Annotated in this window: 20 protein-coding genes; 15 read left to right on the top strand and 5 right to left on the bottom strand. The window is 43.8% G+C overall.

Annotation, left to right across the window (positions count from 1 at the left end; genetic code table 11):
- Positions 1-168: 168 nt before the first annotated feature.
- Both K7A41_RS06075 and K7A41_RS06070 read right to left on the bottom strand, forming a co-directional pair.
- Positions 169-1983, bottom strand: a complete 1815-nt coding sequence (locus K7A41_RS06075; protein WP_265712967.1) for a hypothetical protein — start codon at positions 1981-1983, stop codon at positions 169-171.
- A 36-nt stretch (positions 1984-2019) separates the two neighbouring features.
- The gene (locus K7A41_RS06070; protein WP_265712966.1) at positions 2020-2193 is read right to left on the bottom strand and encodes a hypothetical protein; all 174 of its coding nucleotides are present in this window, start codon (positions 2191-2193) and stop codon (positions 2020-2022) included.
- A gap of 1157 nt (positions 2194-3350) precedes the next feature.
- Between K7A41_RS06070 and K7A41_RS06065 the strand changes: the two genes are divergently transcribed.
- The 8 genes from K7A41_RS06065 (at position 3351) to K7A41_RS06030 (ending at position 12384) form a co-directional block, all read left to right on the top strand.
- Positions 3351-3527, top strand: a complete 177-nt coding sequence (locus K7A41_RS06065; protein ID WP_265712965.1) for a hypothetical protein — start codon at positions 3351-3353, stop codon at positions 3525-3527.
- A 38-nt stretch (positions 3528-3565) separates the two neighbouring features.
- The gene (locus K7A41_RS06060; RefSeq protein ID WP_265712964.1) at positions 3566-5164 is read left to right on the top strand and encodes a FimB/Mfa2 family fimbrial subunit; all 1599 of its coding nucleotides are present in this window, start codon (positions 3566-3568) and stop codon (positions 5162-5164) included.
- 142 nt (positions 5165-5306) lie between these two features.
- Positions 5307-6137 (top strand): helix-turn-helix domain-containing protein, encoded by an 831-nt coding sequence (locus tag K7A41_RS06055; RefSeq protein WP_265712963.1) that lies wholly within the window; start codon positions 5307-5309, stop codon positions 6135-6137.
- 108 nt (positions 6138-6245) lie between these two features.
- Positions 6246-6773 (top strand): hypothetical protein, encoded by a 528-nt coding sequence (locus K7A41_RS06050; RefSeq protein WP_265712962.1) that lies wholly within the window; start codon positions 6246-6248, stop codon positions 6771-6773.
- A 218-nt stretch (positions 6774-6991) separates the two neighbouring features.
- Positions 6992-7582, top strand: a complete 591-nt coding sequence (locus tag K7A41_RS06045; RefSeq protein ID WP_051606645.1) for a hypothetical protein — start codon at positions 6992-6994, stop codon at positions 7580-7582.
- A 91-nt stretch (positions 7583-7673) separates the two neighbouring features.
- Positions 7674-8489 (top strand): hypothetical protein, encoded by an 816-nt coding sequence (locus K7A41_RS06040; protein WP_028069217.1) that lies wholly within the window; start codon positions 7674-7676, stop codon positions 8487-8489.
- The gene (locus K7A41_RS06035) at positions 8473-9549 is read left to right on the top strand and encodes a hypothetical protein (protein WP_265712961.1); all 1077 of its coding nucleotides are present in this window, start codon (positions 8473-8475) and stop codon (positions 9547-9549) included. The genes K7A41_RS06040 and K7A41_RS06035 overlap by 17 nt, the downstream gene beginning before the upstream one ends.
- Before the next feature lie 12 nt (positions 9550-9561).
- Positions 9562-12384: an MSCRAMM family protein gene (locus K7A41_RS06030; RefSeq protein WP_265712960.1), complete on the top strand. Its 2823-nt coding sequence runs from the start codon at positions 9562-9564 to the stop codon at positions 12382-12384.
- An 18-nt stretch (positions 12385-12402) separates the two neighbouring features.
- On the opposite strand, the gene K7A41_RS06025 is transcribed toward K7A41_RS06030, so the two are convergent.
- Complete coding sequence (locus K7A41_RS06025; RefSeq protein ID WP_265712959.1) at positions 12403-13200, bottom strand: tyrosine-protein phosphatase; 798 nt, start codon at positions 13198-13200, stop codon at positions 12403-12405.
- 424 nt (positions 13201-13624) lie between these two features.
- Between K7A41_RS06025 and K7A41_RS06020 the strand changes: the two genes are divergently transcribed.
- The 7 genes from K7A41_RS06020 (at position 13625) to K7A41_RS05990 (ending at position 23219) form a co-directional block, all read left to right on the top strand.
- A complete protein-coding gene (locus K7A41_RS06020; RefSeq protein ID WP_265712958.1) occupies positions 13625-15601 on the top strand; it encodes a polysaccharide biosynthesis protein in 1977 nt (658 codons plus the stop codon).
- Between the two features lie 211 nt (positions 15602-15812).
- The gene (gene rfbB, locus K7A41_RS06015; protein WP_265712957.1) at positions 15813-16868 is read left to right on the top strand and encodes a dTDP-glucose 4,6-dehydratase; all 1056 of its coding nucleotides are present in this window, start codon (positions 15813-15815) and stop codon (positions 16866-16868) included.
- Between the two features lie 2 nt (positions 16869-16870).
- The gene (gene rfbC, locus K7A41_RS06010; RefSeq protein ID WP_265712956.1) at positions 16871-17428 is read left to right on the top strand and encodes a dTDP-4-dehydrorhamnose 3,5-epimerase; all 558 of its coding nucleotides are present in this window, start codon (positions 16871-16873) and stop codon (positions 17426-17428) included.
- Positions 17429-17551: 123 nt separating this feature from the next.
- The gene (gene rfbD / locus K7A41_RS06005) at positions 17552-18394 is read left to right on the top strand and encodes a dTDP-4-dehydrorhamnose reductase (RefSeq protein WP_265712955.1); all 843 of its coding nucleotides are present in this window, start codon (positions 17552-17554) and stop codon (positions 18392-18394) included.
- 46 nt (positions 18395-18440) lie between these two features.
- Positions 18441-19301 carry a glucose-1-phosphate thymidylyltransferase RfbA gene (gene rfbA / locus K7A41_RS06000; RefSeq protein WP_265712954.1) on the top strand — a complete coding sequence of 287 codons (861 nt, stop codon included), beginning with the start codon at positions 18441-18443 and terminating at the stop codon, positions 19299-19301.
- 386 nt (positions 19302-19687) lie between these two features.
- Positions 19688-20299, top strand: coding sequence for a LuxR C-terminal-related transcriptional regulator (locus K7A41_RS05995; RefSeq protein WP_265712953.1), 612 nt, complete (start codon positions 19688-19690; stop codon positions 20297-20299).
- A gap of 85 nt (positions 20300-20384) precedes the next feature.
- Positions 20385-23219 carry an MSCRAMM family protein gene (locus tag K7A41_RS05990; protein ID WP_265712952.1) on the top strand — a complete coding sequence of 945 codons (2835 nt, stop codon included), beginning with the start codon at positions 20385-20387 and terminating at the stop codon, positions 23217-23219.
- Here the strand turns inward: K7A41_RS05990 and K7A41_RS05985 are convergent.
- Both K7A41_RS05985 and K7A41_RS05980 read right to left on the bottom strand, forming a co-directional pair.
- On the bottom strand, positions 23216-24625 hold the full coding sequence (locus tag K7A41_RS05985; RefSeq protein WP_265712951.1) for a hypothetical protein: 1410 nt from the start codon (positions 24623-24625) through the stop codon (positions 23216-23218). The genes K7A41_RS05990 and K7A41_RS05985 overlap by 4 nt on opposite strands.
- Positions 24600-25376, bottom strand: coding sequence for a hypothetical protein (locus tag K7A41_RS05980; protein ID WP_265712950.1), 777 nt, complete (start codon positions 25374-25376; stop codon positions 24600-24602). The genes K7A41_RS05985 and K7A41_RS05980 overlap by 26 nt, the downstream gene beginning before the upstream one ends.
- Between the last annotated feature and the right edge of the window lie 37 nt (positions 25377-25413).

The raw sequence follows: 25413 nt of genomic DNA, 5'->3' as shown, positions 1-25413 counted from the left end.
GGCCGTGTGAAAATTTACGAAAATCGTGTAAAAATGGGATGGTGTAGTAAAATAACTACAAAATGGGAATTAATAAATGGCGATTATGGGATACAATAGGAGCTCTAAAATGAGCTCCTATTGTTATTTTTATATGCTAAACTTAAAAAAGTTTGCGATTGGCAATCATTAGTTCGGAAGAACTGGATTTGGGTTGTACCCAGGAGCAGCTGGGTTCCAAGCGGTGTTGCGTACGCAACGTACGTTCATTAAAGAAGACTTGATGACATCTAGCCCACCTAAGACACTAATGCCAAGTAAGTTGGTCGACCTGAATGCTTTGAAACCACTGCCACCTGTAAGAAGACCTCCATTGTGGAAATTCCCCAAGTAATGAGTTACGCCTAGGTCAGCAAGATTCAAAGGCAAGCTCAAAGAGCGGTCATTTGTCCAAAACGCTGTGTACCTGCCACCTGTTGTGCCCAAATCAAGTTGAATTAGGTCCTCTACCACACTGATATCGCGCATAAAGCCGTTGTAGTTGAAACGAAGTTTGTTCGTTGCTGAAGTATTTGCGCCATAAGCTGTATTTGTTCCAGTAGCTGTAAATTCAGCATAACCAGTGCCTGCTGTTGAACCTGATACAGGTGTCGCTAATATATTTTGGGCGCCTATTAGAAGGTCGACTGTGCTGCCAAGAACATTCAAATTAAGGTCACCCAAAATTCCAGTAATACCTCCTGAAGTAAGCGACGCTAAATCCGCTTTCGCAGGTGTTTTCCATAGACCCGCTGGATATACTAACGCACATGGGTCTTGAGGAAGTACCTGCCTAGCCAAAACGCCTGGTTTAGCACCACCATAAGAGAAAAAGCTTCTCGGATCGTTCGTTGGCTGATTGAAATGGTAGAAACGGTAGGGGTTGTAGCCTGCCTGATAGTACAAGTTCGCTCTAGACCATTGCACGCCACCAAATGTCAACGGCGACTCAGTAATACCCACCAAGAAACGATGATTTTTACCACGTTCAGGAGTAATGGTTTGTGATCTTTGAAGTGGCGCATTATTAGCAAAGGAGCGCTCGCTGCCATCTTCCAACTTGATTTTGAGTGCGCTGACCGTTACTTGAAGACTTTGTTGAGTTTGATCTGCTGTATAGTAGTATGCAATTTTTTGCTGTCCGTCAGATCCAGGTGCATTGACGAAATCTGCGTAGGTTAACGCTGGAAGGCTCACGTCTGTAAGTCCACCAACAAAAGCTCCCGTTGCAACGTCCAATGTACCTGTTTTTGCATTCTGTCCACTGACAGTTACGGTGGCTGAGTTTATGGGGGCAAACATACCCATCGTATTGATTTCAATACCAATACGGGCAAACACACGGCTAAAGTTCACGTTGATAGGAACCGCTGCTCCACTCACTGTAAATTCGCCTGTAGCACGCAACACATCCGTGTTGCCCGGTAATGCTAGGTTTTGGTTTTCAGGGACTTGGTTATCTGTAGAATTGTAGGACATGGCCACCCATTTGTATGTGGCGCCATCACTGACATTTACAGGTGCTTCCGTGCCCGCGGCTAGCTCTACGGATTTTTCAAATGTGTAGTTTGTGCCATCCTTTTTATACAGGAATAAACGGTATTTTGTACCGCTAACAACTGGGGATGCCGCACGGGTGCCGTTGGCTGCTCTTATGCCCGATTGACCTGCTGTAGCGATTTCGGATGCTGGTAATTGATTGTCTACCCCAACAAGGGCATCAAAGCCATTTCCTTCTACGAGTTGAAGAGAGTGTCTTGTTGATGCTGAGCGGTTGCTACCTTTGGTTTTAATATCTTCTCCATCGCTAATACCTGCGATGCGGACCATTACTTGAGCTTTGCCATTGGGGATTTCCTGTCCATTTTGCGTGTCTTTATTACAGCTTGTTACGGCTAACGTGCCCAATGCCAAGTATGCGGCAAGTGCAAACTTGCTTGCGAAGTTTTTGTTGAATGTTTTCATAATTTTAATAAGAATGTTAGTGTCAAGGATAAATACTTAGAAGCTGCCTGTATCCCAGCCAGATCCGCCAGTACCTTCTTGGTCATCAACTGTAACTCCTCCGCTTCCTGGTTGTGCGGGTTGCGAGCCTGCAGCAATCCCTTGCTCCAGCTCAATAACGTGCTCCTTAATGGACGGAGCAACGTACATTTTTTTTGCGTTTGTATTCATGATAATATTATTTGGATAATGCCACGTTATTGCTAGCGTGGGGTTTAAAATTTAATGGACAGTTTAATACTTCATTGTTAAATTTTTTTTTAAAAATCGACGCTTTGACCAACCGCCTACCTCTGCGTACAGGTAAACTTCTTCGTTGTCGCTGGCGTAAATTTTGGTTTCTATTCCTGTTAATGTAATAAATTATATATGTCTTTATTCTCTTCCAATCTCGGCTAACTACAATACTGTATTCGAATTGTAATATTACGACTAAATATCAACTTGTGCAAAAAAAAATTGTAAAATATTTTCTAATATATTTTTCATCTGCTACTTAAACATTTAAACTCTTTATTGCTTCAGCATTAATAAGGTTTATATATCCTTGCAAGTTCTGTTCGTTATATCGCTTTGTGCACGTAATGTTGAACGGTTGCCTGCTCTTTACGTAGCTGGAACAAAGTTGTTGGGATTTTGTTTTTGCAGTTTTAAAATAAATTTGAATATTTTTTTTGTTTTATAATTAACATGTTTGAACAAGTATTTTTTAAAGGGTCTTTTGAAGGATCTTTTTAAACTTAGTCATATTAAATATATTTCAGGACATGCATGGTTTCTGTATGTTATTCAATAGTGTCTATATTAAAATAGTAGTCAATATATGTTATTTGTGTTTATTGATAAACAATCTGTGGCGTCCTGTTTTATTGTATTAGTGCATTTAGTTTAACGTTTTAGCTTTTTTAGTTTCTTGTTTATAATTGAAATTGTTATTTCAATTATATTAAGTGTATAAACAATTAATTATATCGTTTGGTTGCTGTATTTACAACTACATGCCGCCGCACTCTCCAGTTGGATGGCCTATTGTTTTTTCAAATTTCTAACGTGCTTGCGGTCTCTGTATGCCACTTATCGAAGCTCATGGACATCCGCGTGTTGGAGAAGGGAAGGACTTGTAGTATCCTAGCTACAAGGGAGGAAAGATGCCTCGAAATCTTTTTCTGGTTTTTCAATATTGTCTACCTTCGTGCAACTTTTTAAGGGACAAAGGTTATATTATTGTTTATTGTAATTATCTATATATTAGTTTTTTAAACTTTATTTTTGATAGTTTTTTTGTTACACTATGCAGGTGCTTTTTATACATTTTTAAAATATAAAATATGAAAACAAAAAACGAAATTTTACTGAGTGCGGATGTCCGCTTGCCTTATGAGAGACCTTGTGTCAAGACCCAAAATGTAGCGCTTGAATACAGTGTTGCGGCGGGTTCAGTACAGGGTACAGTGACCGAGTCCTGGCAGACGGAAACCCAAAGTCAAGATGTGGAATGGAATTAAATCGATGTTTAATAATTGGTAGTATAAACAATCTTTTTATGAAAAAACTTATATTTAACATTACGATAGCTTCCCTATTGTCACTTGCCTTACTGATTTCTTCGTGTAGCAAGGACAGCAACGAAGCTGGGATTCAAACGGGTACCACCGTGCGCTTGAATATTGGACAGAGCCATGCGAAAGCCGAGGCTATAAAAGGTGCATCAGTGGGCCGCCGCTATACGGCTGTAGCGCAATCTGTTGAGATCCCTTTTGACAATCAGTATACTTTGGTCGCTACGCTGACCGAAGAGAAGACTAATTCGCTCTCAGGTCTTAAAGCGGCGACTAAAGCAGCGAGCGTTTCTACGGGTGGTGAGCAGATTGCGTTAAAGGATGGGACCACTTATTATGTGGCTATTTTTGATGCTGCAGGGGTATATAAGGAGACAAAGTCTTTTACCCAGGGGAACGGTGCGCAGGACTTTGCCATTGAAAAAGGAAAATATACGTTTGTCATTTATGCTTCGGGCACCAATAAGGCATTGCCAAGGATTGAAGCTGGGGCAACTTTAAGTGCTGTGAATTTTACAGGTTTGACAGCTGACCAGGACTTTATGCTGGATCAGGTGGAATATGAAGTGAAAGAAGGTCAAAACGTTCTGAATGCCGATTTAGCACATTTGTTTACGCAAGTGTCATTAAAATTTGATGCGTCCGCTATAGGCGTAGTTGGTAGTATTGCTGGCGCGAGTATCGAGCCTTCCCATGCTGCTGTCGACGTGGCTCTATCCGATGGTGCCCTTTCGTTTAAAGGGGACGTAAACCCAGTTACGTTTCGTTTGAAAAATACATCAGGTTCGATCATTAATTCGGATTCGACTTTTATTACGACGTCGGCAACAAGTAATGGAATTGTCCGATTGAAGGGAGTATCTATCGGTGGGAGTGCGGCGAAAGATGTGGACAAGGGCGGCTGGAATCTGAAGCCAGGCGTAAAATACATCTTGGAATTTACATTGAAAGCTCCTGTTTCGGTCAATGTGGGTGATGAAGACTGGGCGCTAAATAACCTTGTCTACGATCCCTCAACAGGTAAATATGCATTCGGAAAAGGCGATTACTGGTTCCCTGACCGTCTGCTGCCTAAACAGATCAACGGTACAAATGCTTCAGCAAACAAATCAAATGGTGGCACCGGAGATCCGTGTAAACTCGTTGCGCGTGCTGGTGAATGGCGGTTGCCTATGGAGTCGGAAATTCAAAAGTTATGGGATCGCACCAATTCAGGTGCTGCTGACAATCCTGGACCAAACCCGTGGAGTCCTCCGGCACGTTATGTAGATTACTACAATGGAACCCCAAGTACCATGTTGGGAATGTTCTTTGGTGTGTTGACAGATCCTGTGACTCTTCCGGTATCGGAACGTGGCAAGTACCTGTTCTTCTCCTTTGGTGGATATTACCCGAATGACGATATTGGTGCTACAGTTGGCCGCGAAGCTGCTTACTTGGTGACTACGGCATCAGGGGGGTATAAAACGCTCCATTTAACTGGTAGCGCCGGTGATATCGGTTATGGCATCGGCTGGCGGACAGCCACGGATTCGGAAGCTGTACAGATCCGTTGTGTGAAAAACTCTCCGGCAGGCAGATAAGCAAATATAGTGGACTAATGCGTTTAATTGAAGCGCATCCTTGAAACAAGGATGCGCTTTTTTTGTGTGTAAATTATTGCTAAATTCGTGCGGCCTATTGTTATTGAGCGTGTTCAGGCGGTTTTTTCGATAATTAGAATCTATGGAATTTGGAGTTCATCGTGTGATTGGGGTAGAGCGGGGGTCTTCGGGTATGGGTGATGCAGTGGCAGCAGATAATTATATTGTACTTTTTGTCTCTGCTGGCGGCTGTAGGGTAAAAATTAATCAGGATATTGTTGAAATTGGCGAATACAGCCTCGTATTGGTGCCGCGGGGAGTACATATTGATGCCGATCCAAGCGAGACACAGGGTTTTTTGATTATCTATTTCTCTGAGAGTTTTTTTGCCCGTACAGATGTTGATGCTGCCTTTCTGCGCAATTTTAAATCATTTAATAAACAGGAGTATACATATAGATTGCTGAGCGTGCCCAAGGAATACGCGACTTATTATGACTTTGTAGGTACGCAGCTGAAGCTTTCCAAACTCAATTATAATCAGGCTATCTATAGAGATCTGGCTTATAATATAGTCAAACAGATTGTGCTGCTGGCTGCCATTCACATGGAGGAGAGGCAGTCCGGTGAAATGCTGGGGCATGGCTCTGATATCGCCCTGGTCAGGCATTTTCAAGAATTGGTACGGCAGCAGGTCAAAAAAGAAAAGCAGGTGGCCTTTTACGCTGCACAGCTCAATATCGGAAGCAAAAAGTTAACCAATCTGACCAAATCTGCGCTCGGCGTGACCCCTAAAGAGGTGATTGTTGCCGAACTTTTGCGCGAGGCGAAAAAGCTGCTTACAGAGGCTTCCTATAGCATTAAGCAAATAGCCTGGGAACTTGGTTATACCGATGTCAATAATTTTAGTACTTTTTTTTTAAAAGAAATCGGAATGACTCCCAGTGAATACCGTAAGCGCTGGCAATTATAAGTAGCGTATTGTATTAAAAAAAATACAGTCTAAAAAAGGAAAAACGCTGGTCTTTATTCTTTCGTTTTTACAATAACAGCTATATTTATAGTAAAACAACGAAAGCGTATGAAAGAGGTTGCATTGTTTTTGGCATTGGGGGGTATAGCGACTGCTGCCTCGGCACAGACAACGGTCAAGCTAAATGTGGTATTGCACGATGTGCAACACCTGGCGATCAATCCTGACCAGTCGACTGTTACGTTAGCTTATCATACACTTGACGATTATCAAAACGGTGTCGAGTCTGTCCAAAAGAGGCACCTTTCTATTTTTAGTACGTCGAGCTACGAGGTAAAAGTTAAATTGGCAAATCAGGCTTTCGTCAGACTTGATGGTGAGCAGGTGAATGCGTTTCCTGTTCCGCCCATACGTGTGAAAGCAAGGGCGGTGAACGCTCATGTATCAAGACAAATGGAAGCCAATCCACTTTCAACACGGGAGGAAGTGCTCATTGCTTCGGATTCACCTACTTTTGATGCGCTTTTCGATGTATCATATCACGGCCCCGGTGCCAATGAATTGATCAATTACGTGGAAAAGAATAAATCCGTGACTTTTACCAATGATGTGCTTTATAGTATTGAAACTAAGTAAAAATCAGCCATTTTTATTTTCTGCTAACTTTCCTGCATCAAGCTTTATAGCTGTGGGTATTGCCTTGTAGCTGAACAGCTACAAGAAACTACAAGGTCTCCTTTTCATACTTTTTAGGACGAAATTCATACTTTTTGCCGAGAGTGGCGATGTACCTTTGTGTTGTCCCAAGAGGATAAATGAAAAGAATTAATACCTTAAAAATTAAAAAAAATAAAATGAAAAAAATTATTTTCGCCGCAATCGCTGTTATGGGTTCATTATCTTTCGCTAACGCACAATCATCTGCAAAGGTAAAATTGAACGTCGAACTGAATCCCTTCCAGTCTATTGAAATTGGAAGTGGAGCAGGCCAGAGCAATGATGGAAATGGCGTCACTTCGGGTTACGATGATGAGGTTACTTTAAAGTACGAAAAAGCTGCTGACTACACCAACGGGGTGCAAAAATTGGTAGCCAAACAACTGAAAGTGTCTTCAGTCGGTTCAGGGTACAAGATTAAAGCTTCCCTATCTGCAAATGGCAACTTTACCAAGGTTGCAGGGAATGGTGCCGGATCGTATGATGCAAAAAAACTGGTGGAAATTCAGGTTGGAGGCCAGTCCGCAAGTACTGATGTGAACATGGAGTTTGGACCGTTTGGAAATACAAGTACTGCTGAATCTTCTGTATTAGGAAAAGAACTGGATGTGAAATACATCGGTAAGCCTCTTAGTGAGACTACCGTAAAAGATCTATTGGGCAATGGCGGCAAAGATACCAAAGCAAAATACACCATTGATGTGGTATACACAATCGCGGCAAATTAAACAGAGACCCTAAACCCTACGAAAAACATGCGCATACAGGTATCTCCGGATACCTGTATTTTGTATATTTTAGGCCAATGAATTTAAGCTTATGAAACAGATCACCTTTTCAATTTTATTTTTATGTACTGTGTTGGCCGGATTTTCGCAGACTGGGTTAACTGTGGGGCCACCAAGGCTTTATTTTGTAGGTGATGCCGGACAGGCGCAGACGCAATTTCTGGATGTCACTAATCCAAGTAAGGATTATACACTTGAACTTGGTGTATCCTTCGAGGATTGGGCATACTCTGTCTATGGTGATAACGTTTTGAGTCCGAAGGGAACTCTGGCTACTAGCTGCGCGGACTGGCTATCGGTATCGGAATCTTATTTTTCTTTGAAGCCCGGAGAATCCAAACGTCTGCAGCTGCATATGCAGGTACCGCAGAATGCGAAGTTCAGCGCGGATGTACCGGTGCATACAACCATGCTTTTCGTGACACAGTTGAATCCAAGAGCCCGCGAAAAACAGGAGGGGGCAAATATCCGTCTCGCTGTGCGTTCAGGGGTGAAAGTTTATCACCGATTTAATGGCAGGGAAGCACCTGACCTGGAAATCACAAATTTGCTACACAAGGATCTGGATACATTGGGCCAGTTCTTAGAAATAAGTTACGAAGTCACCGGAAATATATGGCTGGAAGGACGCATGAGGGCTGAATTCCTAAATCAGGATACCGGAGAAAAAACGGTCGTGGATAATCTTAATTTTTATTGCCTGCCCGGAGATAAGCGCATGCAGTATATAGGCATTCCAAAGACATTGAAATCGGGCAGCTATCTAGCTTCTATATTGGCATTTTATGGCGATCAGGACGTAGTAAAGATCGCGGAACTGGAGTTTAAACATGTGGCAAAAAATTAGATCCTTTAGTCTGCTGAGCGGATTTATTTTCCTCACTGCGGCTGTCCATGCACAATTGAGATTTTCGGTTTGGTCAGACAACTATTTCGAAATCACTTCCTATCTGGGAAAAACAACAGGCGACCGTTTTAATGTTTTCCAGTTTGATCTCAATGGAACAGCTGTTAACGAACGTGACTGGAGTTTGGGAGTACGGTTACTAGCGCCGATACGTACTATTGCAGGCGGGAAAAATCGAAGTGGCAATACTTTTCCTCCAGATAAGATCAGTCTCCGCTGGACTGCGGACAATAATGATCCCGCTTTCCGCCTGGATGGCATTGGGGCCAGCCGCAACCCGATTGTTCTTCAGAATAGTAACGAAGTTCTGTTAATTGACCGGGCAAAACAGCCAATCAGTAGCAATGGGAGATACTATGTGCAATATCAATTGTATAGTGCATTGACGATAGCGCAAGGAAAGTATTTGGATGACTACCTTAGCCCTGACCAGTACACATACTTAAAATATCGTATTCCACTATTGTTTACGTTATATAATGGACAGGGGAAAATAATTGGAACGCAGGAGATTAATTATGAGATGCAGTTGCCTCCGCGTCTGACAGATGGGGCCATGGTCGATATGGAGCCTGATTATAGCTTGGAGATTGCTGCTGAAGCGGCAAATGCTACTTTGCAGTTTTCGACGCAAAAGGACTATTTGCAAGGGGTAGCCCTACAGATGCCAGATGCAATACGTGTACATTCGGTGACCGACTTTGAGCTGAGGGTAAAAGCACTGGAACCGGAAATAGTAAGAAACGGAGGCGGTACTCTTCCTTTGTCCATATTATCGCTTCAGCTGACTCCTGGAGGTGGTCTGAATAAAATAAAAACCAATCCTAAGATCTCGTTAAGCGCACAGGAGCAAATGTTGTTGTCTGCTGCTTCGGCTGATAAAAAGCAGGTGCAATCATTTAACGTTGGCTACTGGGCCAACCTGACACCCGGACAGGTGAGCGAATCCAAATCGGGAGCCTATAGTGTGTCGCTGTTATACCTGTTGATCCCTCAGTAACCGGATGTAAACGTGTCCAGCAAATATTACCATATCGTTAAAAGCTTTCTTTTGGGGTGGCTTCTGTTGACGGGGCTGTTTATATACGGGCAGTCTGCGGTGTCTGTTGAGTTAGGCGTTGCAGACCATGTCCAGTTAGAGGCCGGTTTAAATAGCATCGATCTGCAGCTGTATAATTCCTCTATGGAAACTTTTATCGGTAGGATCGATTTTGTGCTGCCGCAGGGACTCGGGACATTGGGGACAACGCAGATACCCGTAAATATACCCGCTGGGAAAAAGCGTTTTTTTAGCCAGCGCTTGCAGGGTAAGGCGCTTTCTCGATTGAAAGGACAGCAGCTGAAGATTGAACTGCGCAGTGCTACGGGTACCTTGCTCCAAACCAAATTGGTGACCATTGATGTCCCCTTAAAACGAGGAGTGATCCTGCAGGATCTTACTGCCCAACAGTACCTCAGACAGGTCGGTGATTCGATCTTTATAAAGGCTCGTGCGATCAACATCGGTACGACGGATGAACAGCTAAAACTCTTATACTCATCTCCCGATCGTATTGGAAATACCAAATTTCAGGAGCAGAGCCTTAATCTTTCAGCGGGTAAAGACACCGTATTGATGCTACGTTTTGTCGTTGAAAAATATATGTTAAAGCGTGCTCAATATACCGTTGCCATAACTGGGCTTTATGAAAACGGAGATGTGTTCGGAAATCTGTCCATCTTGCTGTCCAATATGGCTGCGGACAGAAATTATCAGCAGTTGTTTGATAATAGAGGCAATCTGGCAGCTTATTCCCGTAATTTTATCGATATCCAGATGGACAATCTGCTTGGTGAGCAGCAGTCGTACTATCTTCAGTCTGAAGGCGAGTATCGGCTGAGCGGTGGTCAGCTGCGTTACAGCGCTTATCTGACCAAGACCGGTGGTGTGGAACAGCCAACCTTGAGCAATACTTTTGCCTCTTTTCAAAAAGGAAGGAATATCTATACCCTCGGGCATATTCAGGAAAGTATGGAGGCGCCAGTTTACGGAAGGGGACTAAAATTCGATCATCTGGATACCTCGAGGGCTGCGAATTTTGCTGTTGGTATTTTGCAGCATCGTGTGGATCTCCTTGATTATAGCGATTTAAACGAAGCAGGAGTCACGGTCTTCGGAAAGCTGGTACTCGGGGAGAATAAGCCTGAGCGCTATCGCTATGAAGGACAGCTTTTTTACAGTCGAAATACCGTAGACAGCACCACGGGTTTACTTTGGAGTAACAGCTTTGATCTGCTCAAGCAAAAAGATGCGGGAAAAATGGTTATGCGTATGTTTGTAGGTGCTGGTCTAGAGTCCCGGAATATGATGGTCGCTTCGGGAGATTCGTCCATGCCATCCCTGGCCTTGGGGCTGCGCGTGGACCGAAGGCTCGCAAAATGGAATTTTAGTGCGGATAATTTTTATAGTTCACCATATTATACTGGCAACCGCCGCGGCGCCCTTCAGTTGGCAGAGCGGGTTAGCCGTCAGTGGGGAAAGCTCTCCACGAACTTGAGCTACACTTTTTACCGTTATAATCCAAGTTATCTAAATCAGCGGTTCCTGAATTATGCCAGTCAGTCATCGCGCTGGGATTTGAGTATGTACAGACCGCTAACTCCGTTCCTGACTTTGTCTGTGGTGCCCAATTACAACAAAGAAAAAGGTACGTATGCTTTAACGGATGGCATACGGGATCTTGCATTTGAATCCTGGCGGATATTGTCAAACTTAACTATTCGCTCCAGGGATATGCAGCACAGTGTTAATTTGATAACAGAGACGGGATTGGTGTCAGGACTATTGCAGGGCAATGGTAATTTGATTCTGAGATCGGATCTCAATTACAATTACAGAAGCCTGAACCTCTCTGCTTCTTATCAGGAGGGTGTCTTTCAGCTTGCTGATCTGGTAAGTGCCATGGTCCTAGGCCGGCCTTTAGGTAGCCGATTTTCCCTAGGTGCACGTGTGGGTGGGCAATTTCTACAAAATAGATTGCAGTGGTCTGCCAATGCACGTGTAAATAAGAGCCATAGTTATGGAGACAGTTACGGAGGCAATGCGAGCTTTAATTATCGGGTACTCAAAAATACAATGGTGACGGGGCTTTTTCAGTATAACTATAGCGCAGTAAAAGCCGGATACAATTATGATTTTAATAATCTCCGGATCGGGATCAGACAAAATTTGAACGGATCAAACATTAATCGTCCAACAGTGAAAACTGGTGATTTACGGGTTTTTTGCTTTTACGACCACAATTTTAATGGCGTGTTTGATGGAGATGACCAGCCGGCATCAGCGCATAGTTTTACCATAAAAGGAATTTTGTTTGTGTCTGATCAATCTGGCCATGCTTCATTTAAAAAACTACCTTATGGATCTTATCTGTTATTTTCTCCCAAGCAGGGACAATATATGGCGTTGTCAAAAGAGCTGATTGTCCAGCAGGGAAATATGCAGATTCAGGTCCCTTTGCAGCGTGGCGGCACAGTGAAAGGAAAAATTAATATTGAATACACCCCCGGGCTCAGTCTTGAAACAGACCTTAATCTGGATATACACAGTATAGTTGCGAAAGATGCGAATGGAACAACAGTTTCGATACGAGTAGACAAAGATGGACGATTTGAGGCAGGACTACCACTTGGACGCTATAGTTTCTATTTGGATGCGACCAAATTTCCAGAGCATGTATTTTCAGATGCTGAAGCACAGACAGCAACAATCGAAATAGCTGACGAATTGGTGCTTGAACCTTTTGTGTTAAAAGTGAAGTCAAAAAAGGTCAATGTCAAACGGTTTGGGCAGTAAGCTCTTCCATTTCAAAACCTATCCTGCTACGTTTTGCGATTTGCCTGTGTCGAAATAGTCAAGTAGACTCTCATTCAGAATAGGTGATGTTCTTAACATATCGCGGACAGGGTATTTTTCTGCAATATTTTTTAAAGCTTCTAAGTGTCGCTCATGATGAAGATCGGTGCCCGCAAAATCATACATTCCTGATTTGAGTAAGGTCATTGCAATGGCCTTACAGTCAACCCCGTAGTATCGGCTAAGCGATAAGAGGTTCAACTGCAACAGACATCCTGCATCTTTAATCTGCTTATAGATATTAAAATTGCTATGATAATAATTATAGCGTTCGGGGTGTGCGAGAACGGGTTTGTAACCGAGTTTCTGAATGGCCAAAATGGTGTGAAAAAGCGCTTTTGATTCCGATAGATAAGACATCTCAATCAGCACATATCCTCCCGGCATCACACATAGTTCACCTTGTTGCAATAACGTAGGCAATCCGTCATCAATCATATGCTCGGCTGCAGCGAAAATGTCCGCGTCACGTCCTTTATCCCTCAGGCCGTTCGTCAGATTTGCCTGGGCCGCATCAATACTCATTTTATCATTGGGATGTACTCCAGCCATAATGTGTGGCGTACAGATAAACTTTTTTAATCCCAAGCGCTGAAGTTCCTGAATGTATACAATCGAGTCTTTTACAGACTGGCTTCCATCATCTATCCCCGGCAGCAGATGGTTGTGCATATCAACACCTAGAAATTCCAGCTGGGCTAAGGGCCTCACAGACGATGACCTTGTAGTTTTGAACAGTTTGCTGAAGAAACTCATAATATATAATTCAAGTTTATGGTATTCCTTGTCTTTCAACAAGTTTATGGTATTCCTTGTCTTTCAATATGTTTGCAAACAATATGCCAAATGTAGTGTTTTTAAGAAGGGCAGTTTAGAGTAAGGTATGTTTTTATTGATTCGGAATAAATTTAAAGATGAATTTAGCTGTGTTTTTTAATTTTACCTCCGTTTGTAACAGTTTCGGTATAATACTTGCTTATTCCCCAATTAATATGTAGATGCTGTATTCAGGTAGTTGCGTTGTTAGTTTTTTAATGATTTTAAAGATTGGTTGTTAAAATTTGACTATCTTGGCGTTCTTATTCTGAAATTGGAAAGAGCCATATGCGCTGTGCGGAATATTTAATTCGCTGCAGTATCTACTGTTGATAAGAACATAAACTAAAAGGAAGAAAAAGCTATGATGGGATCTCTATGGGATTTGAGAAAACGTTTGCGCAAGGATAATCCGCGGTGGGTCATTTTGTTGATCGATATGTGGTTCGTCTTTGTCAGTTATGTGTTTTCAAATTACGTTGTTAATAATTTCAAGGGTGTATTTGACGCTGAGCTTATGCTTAAAAAGCTGGTGCTCGTATTACCGGTATATTTTGTGCTATTTTTGTGCTATAATACCTTCAGAGGAATTGTACGCCAAACGGGCATTCGGGATACGATCAAGATATTCAAGACAATAGCAGCTGCTTATCTGGTTTTGATGTTGCTTACTTTTGGCATTAAAGCAGTATTTCATAAAGGGACGCTGGCTGGAGACTATTTACGTCTTTCTTACGGTGTTTTGACAATGCAGGCTTGTATTTTGCTCGTCATGATGGTGGGCGCGCGCGTGGTATATCGAACGATCTATGAATATTTATTCCTACCTGCCAGAAAAGCGGAGAATGTCCTCATCTTTGGGGCCTCGCGGCCGGGACTGGTCTCTTTCTCTTTATTAAAAGAGGATCCTCGGATAAAATATCAGGTCGTAGCCTTTGTCGAGGATAAAATCTCACGCATCGGCAAAAGGCTCGCTGGTTTGAAGATCAAAGATATTACCGAAATAACGAAGGAATATATAGATAAGTACCATATTACCCAGGTGATTATCGCTGTAGAAAATAACGATCCCGAACGGTTGGAATATGTGTCCGACTGGTTTCAAAACCTTGGGCTGGAGCTCAAGATTATGCCACCGGCACGTATACTGCTCAACTCAGGCGCCAAACGCGAAATCCGGCCGTTGAAGATCGAGGATTTACTTGGGCGCAAACCCATCAAATTAGACCATCCGGAGATCGAGCAGGAGATGCAGGGCAAGGTAATTTTGGTGACCGGCGCAGCGGGTTCTATCGGTTCGGAACTGGCCCGGCAGATTGCAAGGCGACACTATAAAAAATTGATCCTCTTGGATCAGGCTGAGTCGGCCTTGTACGACATACAGCAATCTATCAAAGCCACACAGCCTGAACATCTGCATTGCATCGTTGCAGATGTCCGTAACTATGCTTTCATGCAAAGCATCTTTGCTAAATATAAGCCGGATCTGGTATTCCATGCAGCCGCGTATAAGCATGTGCCATTGATGGAAGCCAATCCTTACGAATCTATTCAGACCAATGTGCTCGGCAGTAAGATTGTTGCCGACCTCTGCATGAAATACGGCACCAAAAAGATGGTGATGGTTTCTACTGACAAGGCTGTCAATCCGACCAACGTCATGGGCGCCACCAAACGTATGGCCGAGATCTACGTTAGCAGCTGCAGTGGAAAGTCCAATACTAGCTTTATAATCACCCGGTTTGGAAATGTATTGGGCTCAAATGGTTCGGTCATCCCGCTCTTTGAAAAGCAAATGGAAAATGGAGGCCCCCTAACCTTGACGCATCCGGAGATCACACGTTTCTTTATGACCATACCCGAAGCCTGCCAGTTGGTACAGGAAGCGGGTGTTATGGGCAAAGGGGGAGAGATCTTTGTGTTCGATATGGGCAAGTCGGTCAAAATCATGGATCTGGCCAAACGTATGATTAAGCTTAAAGGGTATCGTTATCCAGAAGATATTGACATCAAAATAGTGGGCTTGCGGCCCGGCGAGAAAATATATGAGGAGCTCTTGGCAAATAATGAGAACACCGTGAAGACGCATCATCCTAAAATCATGATTGCCAAGGTAAATCATGATGAATTGCCGCTGAAAGCCGAACGTATTAATGCGCTCTGCAAGCAGATTGTCGATGCGGAGCAGCTGTTGCCGGATTTTATGGAACTAGTAGCAGGCATGAAACAGATTGTTCCGGAATTTAAGTCGCAGAACTCTGAGTACGAGGTGCTGGATGGCTTGTCTGAACAGGCTCTTGAGGAACAGACGCCAGTGTATACACTGGCGAAGAAAGCGTAGGCGGTCACCGAAACGAACCATAACAGAATTTCTTTCTAATGCGAATAACAAAAGTCTCATCTATGGGACTTTTTGTTTTTATGAAGGTGTTCACTACAGATAAACTTGTCAATTAATAAAAATCAAGCTAATTTTAGGGGATTATTTAATTAGGTAATCATTTCTTGTAAGCTAGCTATTATCTAAAGGTAGTCGGCCGTAATCGAATCATATGAGTAAAAAAATATTAATTACAGGTGGGGCAGGATTTATAGGTTCGCACGTGGTACGTGAATTTGTCCTCAAATACCCCCATTATCAGATTATTAATCTGGACGCGCTGACTTATGCGGGCAATCTGGAAAATCTGAAAGACATCGAAGGCTATGCTAACTATATTTTTGTGAAAGCTGATATTACCGATCAGCCGGCTGTTCGAGCTGTTTTTGATCAATATAAGCCGGATGGCGTAATCCACCTGGCTGCTGAGTCGCACGTAGACCGCTCAATAACTGACCCGAATGCTTTTGTGATGACCAATGTTATCGGTACTGTAAATTTGTTGAACGCCGCACGGGAGCTGTGGAAAGATAATTTTGAAGGGAAGCGTTTTCACCATGTCTCCACGGATGAGGTTTTCGGAGCGCTGGGCGACACAGGCTTTTTTACGGAGGATACCAAATATGATCCGCATTCACCTTATTCTGCTTCCAAAGCAAGTTCGGACCATTTTGTGCGCGCATACCACGACACGTATGGATTACCAATTGTCCTGACCAATTGCTCAAACAATTACGGGCCGAATCATTTTCCGGAAAAGCTAATCCCACTCTGTATCCATAATATATTAAATAATAAACCTCTACCCGTCTACGGTGATGGTAAATATACGCGCGACTGGCTTTTTGTGATTGACCATGCCAAAGCAATAGATCTGGTGTTTCATGACGGCAAAAATGGAGATTCGTACAATATCGGCGGGTTTAACGAATGGCAAAATATTGATCTGATCAAGGAGTTGTGCCGACAGATGGACGTCAAACTTGGTCATGCGGAAGGTACCTCAGCCGCACTGATTACCTTTGTGAAAGATCGTCCCGGACATGATCTGCGTTATGCGATAGACGCCACCAAAATTAATCAGGAATTGGGCTGGAAACCCTCGGTGACATTTGAAGAAGGACTGTCTCTGACCATCGACTGGTTTTTATCCAATCAGGAATGGTTGGACCATGTGACGTCGGGAGATTATCAGAACTATTATAACAGGCAGTACAACGGCGCATAGCTATGAAGTATACAGAAACTAAACTCATGGGCTGCTTTATCCTGGAGCCGACGGTATTTGAGGATGAGAGAGGCTATTTTTTTGAATCCTACAATGAAAATAAACTGACACCCATTTTGGGATATACACCGCGATTTGTGCAGGATAATCAGTCTAAATCGCAATATGGTGTCGTTCGCGGATTACATATGCAGACCGGTGAGCATGCACAGGCTAAACTGGTACGCGTATTAGAAGGGCGAGTGCTGGATGTGGTGGTAGACGTCCGCCCGGGGTCAGCAACTTTCGGAGCGCATGTCGCAGTAGAGCTCTCTGCCGAAAATAGAAAACAGCTTTTCGTTCCACGTGGATTCTTACATGGTTTTTCGGTCCTCTCCGAGCAAGCTGTATTTTTCTATAAATGTGACAACGCTTACAATAGGGAGTCGGAAGACGGTATAGATCCCTTGGACCCGCAATTGGCCATTGACTGGCAACTGATGCCCGAAGAGATGATCCTTTCGCAAAAGGACAGAGAAGCACAGCGCTTTGCTGAACTATGTGATAAATTGCAGGCTTAATGTCTTTAACGCTTTTGTCACCTTCGTGCCATGCTATATGACGGGTATAACTTATATCATTTGCGGCATGTCGTTTGTGCAAAAACAGCTTTGTATACTGAGAGAACAAAAAAATATAGATAGATGAAGATCGTCATTACAGGGGCCTCCGGACAGTTGGGGTCTGAATTGCGGGAGCTGTTGCCAGGCAGCGAAAAAGAGTGCTATTTTTTGGACCGTAAACAGTTGCCGCTGGATCAGACCGAATTGATTCAGGATATTTTAGGCATGTATCAGCCAGATCTCATTATTCATGCCGGCGCTTACACAGCGGTCGATCAGGCTGAGGACGAGCCCGGTCTGGCCAATCTGGTCAATCATCTCGCCTGTGAAGAAATTGCCCAGTATTGCCGGCTCCATGGGGCTAAACTGATCGCGGTCTCTACAGATTATGTTTTTGATGGCAACTCAGCGGTGCCTTTGAAGGAGGATGCGCCGACTGGTCCTGTAAATGTCTATGGGCAGACTAAGCTGGCGGGCGAAAAGGCCATCCAAAAGTGGTGTGCAGAGGCAATTATTATCCGCACTTCATGGGTCTATTCATCCTTTGGTAAAAACTTCGTCAAGACTATGTGCCGGCTGATGGCAGAACGGGATGAGGTGCGGGTGATCAATGACCAGATCGGAAGCCCTACGTATGCTGCTGATCTGGCAAAGGCAATTTTGAAAATTGCGGATTCGCCAAACTGGCAGGCTGGGATATACCATTACAGCAACGAAGGTGAAATTTCCTGGTATGACTTCGCTGTAGTTATAAGGGATATCCGTTCGTTTGACTGTAAGGTCACACCCATTCCGACCACCGCTTATCCGACTCCGGCAAAACGTCCACAGTATTCTCTTTTGGACAAAGCCAAGATAAAGGCAGCCTATGCTGTGGAGGTGCCGGATTGGAAGTCGAGCTTGATGCGTATGCTGGACGAATGAAGCTATATCAAGAAGTGTTAGGAACTCTCTAAATCCCATCATAAAAATGAAAGGAATTATATTAGCGGGCGGGTCAGGAACCCGCTTACATCCCTTAACATTGGCTGTGAGCAAGCAGCTGATGCCGGTCTATGATAAACCGATGATCTATTATCCATTATCTACCTTGATGCTTGCGGGTATCCGTGAGATTTTGATCATCTCCACACCGCAGGATTTGCCCAATTTTCAAAAACTGCTCGGGGACGGGTCTCAGCTGGGTTGCCGTTTTGAATATAAAGAACAGCCTAGTCCAGATGGACTGGCACAGGCCTTTATTTTGGGAGCAGACTTCATCGGCAACGATAAGGTGGCGCTGATCCTTGGGGACAATATCTTTTACGGATCAGGGCTGTCAAAGCTCCTGCAGTCGAGCGCAGATCCGGATGGTGGTATTGTGTTTGCGTATCCAGTACATGATCCCGAACGCTATGGGGTGGTCGAGTTTGATTCCAGCAAAAAAGTGATTTCCATCGAAGAAAAGCCGGCCCAGCCTAAATCAAACTATGCCGTTCCGGGAATCTATTTTTATGATAATGAAGTGGTATCCATTGCTAGAAACATCCGACCGTCGGCGCGCGGGGAGCTGGAGATCACTGACGTCAATAGCGAGTATCTGCGTCGGGGAAAACTACAAGTAGGTATATTCGATCGGGGTACAGCCTGGCTGGATACCGGAACAATACAGTCGTTGATGCAGGCCGGCCAGTTTGTGCAGGTCATTGAAGAACGGCAGGGGATGAAGATCGGTGCTATCGAAGAAGTAGCGTACCGCATGGGATATATTGACCGGCCCCAATTATTGAAAATCGCTGAGCCTTTGTGCAAATCAGGCTATGGCGAATACTTAAAAGGAATTACTAAATAAGGTGAAAAGGAGGGCTATTTAGTCCTCTTTTTTGTCGCCATAAATGAATATGTGCGTCAGAATCTCCTTCGCGAGTGCGAAGGCCTGTTATACTAACACCAAACCATTCGACCTGATATTATTTAGACCTTGAAATGCGCCAGATCTAGCGCGAGCTGATTGACCTTAATCTAAATTCATTGGTAAAATTAGAGATCGACATATTTTGCTAAATTATAAGTTTAAGGAAAAAAAATAAATCACAAAATAGCGTTTGTATTTTTTTTGAGCATTATATCGAATAATTTTTTTACATTAAAAAACATTTTTGAGGTTGCGTTTGTCTAATGTTTAGCCGGCCTTGTATGGGGGTTCTCTGGTTGGTCTAACATCATTAATCCAAAATTATGATTACAGTTGGTATAATCGATATCGATACGCACGCTCGACAGCTGACAAAAAAAATTGTAAGCGAATATCATCCGCAAACCAAAGAAGAACCTATACAGATTCTATTTGAGACGGATAAGCTCGCGGGAAGACTGGACGGCCGCTCGCCCGATGTACTGCTTGTGGATATCCATCGTCAGGATCCCTTGATTGTGGAGCGAGTTAAAAATAAGTTTCCGTCATCAGAAATCCTGATATTGACAAAGGATTCTGATCTTAAGACCGTACGTAATTGCTTCCGATATGGTGCCGTAGGATATTTGTTGAAACAAACCTGTCTGAGTTCGCTTGTGACCGCCATCTATATCACCTTAGCTGCGGGATCTTTTGTAAGCCCAAGTGTAAACAGGGCACTGATCCAGCAGAGCTTCAGCTCTAAAAGATTGGAGGGTATGCTTACAGCACGTGAACTACAGATTGCCAATGGAATTGTCGAAGGGCTTAGTTATAAGATGATTGCACAAAAATATGTTATTTCGCTCGATACTGTACGGATTTATATCAAACGGATTTACAGAAAGCTACACATAAACAGTAAGGGTGAATTGATTGCCCAACTACGTCCCTGACATTTCGTTACATGAACATGTGACGGCTAATATTTCGAAGTCAGCTAATTAACCCTGATTTTTATGAAAGTTTGAACCACATGCTATGTCAATAAGAAACCTTTGGATTTTCTTGTTTCTTGTCTCCTATATAGCGCTTTTCTTTTTACATGCGAAAAGTCAGCAGCAGTATGATGTAGCTTATCGGTTCGAATATGATACCATCGCGATCAGCCCTTCACGTACATTTGCCAATAGGCTCTTGATCACTAATCATAGTCGTCAGCCCATTACTTTAAAAGCGGAGGCGAACAGAACACCTGCTTTAAGCGGGATGATCAGACTACCTGAATTATTATATTTAAACGCCAATGAAACCAAAAGTTTTCCCTTAAAATATATGGCCGACCGCCATACAATAACTCAAGCTATACAGCCCTTTAGCATCGCCTTGAAATCTGAGGATTCCGCTCGGACAGTACAGCCAGCCCGGTCTTTTTATACACGTTTGGACGTGCGGCAATCCTTGTTGCTGCAGACACCGCAGACAGAATATTATATTGACGAATCAACAGGGCAGGTTCAGTTTGTAGTCAGGGTTGCTAATATCGGCTTGGTACCACTTGTCTTTCAGCTTCGTTTTCCCAATGTCCCACGAGGTATCGAAATAACGGGCGATACGCAGCTAGCCACCTTGGCTGCCGGGGCACAACTGGTGCTGACGTATAGCGTAAAGATGCGAGTCAAAAAAATAGCCGCTGATGCCGAACTGAGCATACAGGCTGTGCGACAGGATGGGGCAGTGCTGGCCGCTAACAACATCCGTATCCTGACGGTAGGAAGTGTTAAGCGCTTCGGTACAGATATGTTCGTTCAAGAACAGTCCTATGATAATATGGTCGCGTTGCGCTACCTCCACATGGGAGAGCATGCAAACATTTATCAGGTCCAGGGATTCGGCAAGATCGATCATGCTCAAGGGAACCGCCTGAATTATAAAGTGAATCTCGATTATTTTTCGGATCAACGCCAGTTGTATATATACGATAGTTATGTGGACTATCAGGCAGGAGACTGGGGACTAAGGCTGGGTAATATATACGAAAACCTTGATCAGTTCATCAATGGGAGAGGAATAAAAGCTAGTTACAGTTTTGATCAGTCGCGGTCGCTCACTCTTTATGCGGTCCAAAACCAATATATGTTATTGAACCAGATCAATAATTTTTATCAAGATGGGGAGGTCTTCGGTGCAAAATATGTTTTTCAATATGACAAAAATCAGGAAAATAGCCTTACTTACCTATATAGCAGAGACAGATATCGTGCTGTTCAAAGTCACCTGATTAGTGGTAAGGGTTATACGGGCTTGGCCGATAATCAGAACCTCTCCTGGGAGGGTGGGACTAGCCTTGAGCAAACAGCGGGGGGACAGAATAAAATGGCTCTCGCAGCAGGAATCAACTACAGTGGCACATTTGAAAACTACCAGATTTCCAGTGTCAATTATTACAGTTCTCCGTATTACGCAGGGTTGCGCAGGGGACTGCTTCAATCGGATTCGCGTCTGTTGATGTCCATAGGTGATAAGCGTAGGTTAGCCGCACGGGTCAGCTATATGGACAACGACCCAGGCTATGTAAATAATGACAGAAACTATTTTCTTAATAGCGGCAATCGCATACAGCAATACGAGCTCGGCTATTATGGCATGCTTGGACAGCTACACTTTAATCTGAGGCCTTATCTGATGATGCAGCATAGTCGTTATCGGAATTGGCTGAGCACAGCAAACGAGCTAATAAACTGGAAGTCTAATTCGCTTCGTACAGCAGTTGATATCAATTTCTTTAGCCCAAAACATCGTTTTTCTGTCCAGACGGATTATGGATATACCTACAAAAACACATCGGAGAGACCTATTGCTCCTTTCCATTCGGTACGTGTTATCGGTAATTATAATAATACGCTATTCGGCATAGATGCGTTTGTTCAGATTAATCCTTATTACCTAAGCGATCTGCTGGCAGTACGTGATAATTCGAGTTATAGCATATTTTCCTTTGGCCCAAATACACGTTTTGAAGTTTTTAACCAAAGCTTGCAGGTCCAGTTGTCTACCATGTACAGTTATTATGGTTTTTCAAAAAGTAAGAACTTCTCAATCAATGGCAGCGCCCGCTGGCGAATGGCTGCGGGCTGGACCTTGGCGGCTGACTTATTTTATACTTATATTCAGGGACAACCATTGTTTTTTGCAGACCTGTCAGCCGCTATGGATCATCCCGGTCCTAGTCGTTACGCAATCGACAACCGGCAGATCAGGCTTGGAATAGAGAAAAGTTTTGGACGCCCTGCTGGATCCAAAGGTTTTAAATTACAGGTGACCTGCTTTGAAGATCAAAACAATAATGGCCTGAAAGAAAAGGGAGAAGATCAGGCAGCATCAATTTTGGTCCGTATCGGTAAGGAAGTTGTGATTACTGACGAAAAAGGACGGGCAGAGTTTGTCGGTGTTCAGCCCGGATCGTATACTATCCAGGTTGAAAATAGTCAAGGCTGGGTTGCACAGGGCGCTGTGACGGTTGTGATAACAAAAAATAAAGCTATTGAAATACCGCTCGCCAAAACTAAAAAGCTGACAGGCAAGCTTCAATTGGCATCGAACAAATACATGACAGCCAGACCTGATCTCAGCGGAATTAGTATATATGCCGTAGATCGGAATGGGAGAAAATATAACACATTGACAAATGACGAGGGTGAATATATATTCTATTTGCCTGTTGGTGTTTACACAATTAACGTAGTCACGGACGGAATGCCATTTGGGATTGAAAATGCAGGTTGCCAAGTGGAAGTAGAAGCTCACCGGAAGACTGAACTTCCTGTGCTGAAATATTGGGATCAGCGCCGCAGAGTCAATATCAAACGGTTTTAAGGGGCTACGAAGCTATAGACTATAGTTGCCACATAACTGCCACTAGGTTTGTTAAGGAGTTTGTTCGTTTCTGAGGCAGGAATGCTGAACTGCATATCCAGATTTCTGTCTATCACAGGATTGGCATTTTGGATAAGTTGCTGCGCCGTTGTAGAAAGGGTGATGGTGCTGATTCCAGTCTGCCCGGCCATAGGACCGATACGTAACACATTTAAGGGAATGCTATTGGCTCCTGAAACAAAACTGTTTGATGTAGCGCGTACATATAGATTATAGGGCGTAGTCTTGCTTACTCGAAGGTGAGCCGGCGAATTAACGCTGATACCATTTTTATAATCGTTTGTCGTTACGAAATTCAGGTTGATGTTTTGCTGGTTGGCAATAATCTCACCCAGATCACTTACCACAATATTAAGGCTGCCGCTGGCCTGTGCCTGTACGGGGTTGGGTGGATCAGCTGAAGATGGTTTGCTCCAAGTATAAGTTAATGGTGTAGAGTATGTTCCGGCCTGTAGGAAGTTATTTTTCAACTGTGCAGCGCTGATGGAATAACTATGGGTTACCGTATGGCTGTTATTCGTCGGCACTGCGATACCACTGGCCGAAGTAAGGGGTTGGTCACTGGTAGATAAACTAACAGTATTTGCTGTTGCAACGCCGTTAAGAGTGGTGCCAACGGCAGAAACGGGTACGACTGGAAGATTAATGTAGGGGAAGCTGGTATTAAAACTGAATTGTGCACTTCCTGCTCTTAAGCTTGGAACATACGGAACAGTAGTAGAAACTGGGATGACTTTACTGCCGCTGACTGCATTGGCGGACCGGTAAAAGTTTAGGTCGTTTACGAGCACAGTGGTGCTACCTATCGTGCTGGGTGGACTGATAAATGCAGGTACGCTGATCGTTAAGGTAAAGCTCGTTGGTGAAATGGACCCAGCGAGTAGACCTTGCGTCGAAAAGAAAAGACTATTGCTATAGTCTCCGGCAGTCCACGTTTGGCTGGCCGTGGCGATGCGTGTATTGGCCATAACCTGGCCCGAGGCAATGCTTGCTAAAGCTGTATATAAATTTTGATTGCTGGTGGAAAGAGCTACTTCGGTATTACCAGATAAGGAGAGTAGCGGTAGAGCTCCAATGCTCGCAAGTTTTATATGTACCAAGCTGGCGGCGAAATTGGTGTTTACCGTACTATTGAAACTGGGGGCGCCGGCGCGGACCCGAAACGTTGGTAGTACAGTAAGCACGCTATTATATTGCCCCGCATTAATGGTCGTGCTGTAATCAGCTCTTGTCTGGATGTTTGTCTGTGGTAATGTCACAATGATCTGAGCTCTTGCGCAATAGGCGCAAAGACCTGAGCCCATAAACAGCAAAGCAGACCTAATATGTAATTTCTTTCTCTGCAATTTTTAGATCGTATTGGCTGCCGGCATCAAGTATTGCTACCGCAAGATATTTGCCGGAATGAAGTTGTGCGGGAAGGTCGACTTGAACCCACTGTGTGGCTTTGGGCAACAGGGCAATAGCAACGGCCTTCACCGGAATCTCTTCACCTGTCTCTGTGTTAGTGAGCTCAAAGCGGAGATAGGCATCCTTATTGATCTGTCCTGTGTTGCTGACTTTGACTTCCATGCGGCGTACAGGATTGCCCGCTTGGTCGGCGATGATCTGTTTGTCCTTAAAGGCAAGGAATTCGAGGTCTCCGGATGTTAAGCCTACTGGTGTATGGTAAACTTGGATCCCAACTTCGACAAGGACATTCATACTTAGTCCATTGGCGGTTGCGGCTTTCTGTTGTTTGACCTGCGTGAAAAAAAGCATACTGTTGGTCAATTGCAAAGCTGCATCTTCGGGTATCCTCATGTACAGATTAATCTGTTTGGTTTCTCCGGGAGCAAGACTTACGGTGTTTTCTAGGAGTGAGAGCCAAGAACTATTGGAATGTGAAAGGTAGCCGCTTGCATAATACTTTTTCACCCCTAGCGAATCCCTGTCCCAATCTTTTAGATTGGCTACAAATGTAAGTTCACTATTGGACGTATTGCTGAAGGTGATCGTCTGACTAACTGTTTGACCCACTTCTCCGGTGAAGAATATTCGCGAAGGTGAAATGGAAATACCCTGTCCATGGGTCAGGGTACTACATATGAATAGCAATAATATTATTGAATATCGCACAGTGGAACGTCGGATC

This window comes from Sphingobacterium sp. InxBP1 (assembly GCF_026191775.1).
Taxonomy (GTDB): Bacteria; Bacteroidota; Bacteroidia; order Sphingobacteriales; family Sphingobacteriaceae; genus Sphingobacterium; species Sphingobacterium thalpophilum.
Note: the sequence above shows the minus strand (reverse complement) of the source record. Positions and strands in the feature narration are given on the sequence as shown.

Bases quoted from the DNA above. Each gene is read 5' to 3' on its own strand.
- K7A41_RS06035 (WP_265712961.1), top strand. From the start codon at position 8,473: ATGTGGCAAAAAATTAGATCCTTTAGTCTGCTGAGCGGATTTATTTTC.
- rfbA (WP_265712954.1), top strand. From the start codon at position 18,441: ATGAAAGGAATTATATTAGCGGGCGGGTCAGGAACCCGCTTACATCCC.
- K7A41_RS06045 (WP_051606645.1), top strand. From the start codon at position 6,992: ATGAAAAAAATTATTTTCGCCGCAATCGCTGTTATGGGTTCATTATCT.
- K7A41_RS06070 (WP_265712966.1), bottom strand. From the start codon at position 2,193: ATGAATACAAACGCAAAAAAAATGTACGTTGCTCCGTCCATTAAGGAG.
- K7A41_RS06065 (WP_265712965.1), top strand. From the start codon at position 3,351: ATGAAAACAAAAAACGAAATTTTACTGAGTGCGGATGTCCGCTTGCCT.
- K7A41_RS06060 (WP_265712964.1), top strand. From the start codon at position 3,566: ATGAAAAAACTTATATTTAACATTACGATAGCTTCCCTATTGTCACTT.
- rfbC (WP_265712956.1), top strand. From the start codon at position 16,871: ATGAAGTATACAGAAACTAAACTCATGGGCTGCTTTATCCTGGAGCCG.
- K7A41_RS06025 (WP_265712959.1), bottom strand. From the start codon at position 13,200: ATGAGTTTCTTCAGCAAACTGTTCAAAACTACAAGGTCATCGTCTGTG.
- K7A41_RS06050 (WP_265712962.1), top strand. From the start codon at position 6,246: ATGAAAGAGGTTGCATTGTTTTTGGCATTGGGGGGTATAGCGACTGCT.
- K7A41_RS06075 (WP_265712967.1), bottom strand. From the start codon at position 1,983: ATGAAAACATTCAACAAAAACTTCGCAAGCAAGTTTGCACTTGCCGCA.
- rfbB (WP_265712957.1), top strand. From the start codon at position 15,813: ATGAGTAAAAAAATATTAATTACAGGTGGGGCAGGATTTATAGGTTCG.
- K7A41_RS06040 (WP_028069217.1), top strand. From the start codon at position 7,674: ATGAAACAGATCACCTTTTCAATTTTATTTTTATGTACTGTGTTGGCC.
- rfbD (WP_265712955.1), top strand. From the start codon at position 17,552: ATGAAGATCGTCATTACAGGGGCCTCCGGACAGTTGGGGTCTGAATTG.
- K7A41_RS06020 (WP_265712958.1), top strand. From the start codon at position 13,625: ATGATGGGATCTCTATGGGATTTGAGAAAACGTTTGCGCAAGGATAAT.
- K7A41_RS05990 (WP_265712952.1), top strand. From the start codon at position 20,385: ATGTCAATAAGAAACCTTTGGATTTTCTTGTTTCTTGTCTCCTATATA.
- K7A41_RS06055 (WP_265712963.1), top strand. From the start codon at position 5,307: ATGGAATTTGGAGTTCATCGTGTGATTGGGGTAGAGCGGGGGTCTTCG.
- K7A41_RS05995 (WP_265712953.1), top strand. From the start codon at position 19,688: ATGATTACAGTTGGTATAATCGATATCGATACGCACGCTCGACAGCTG.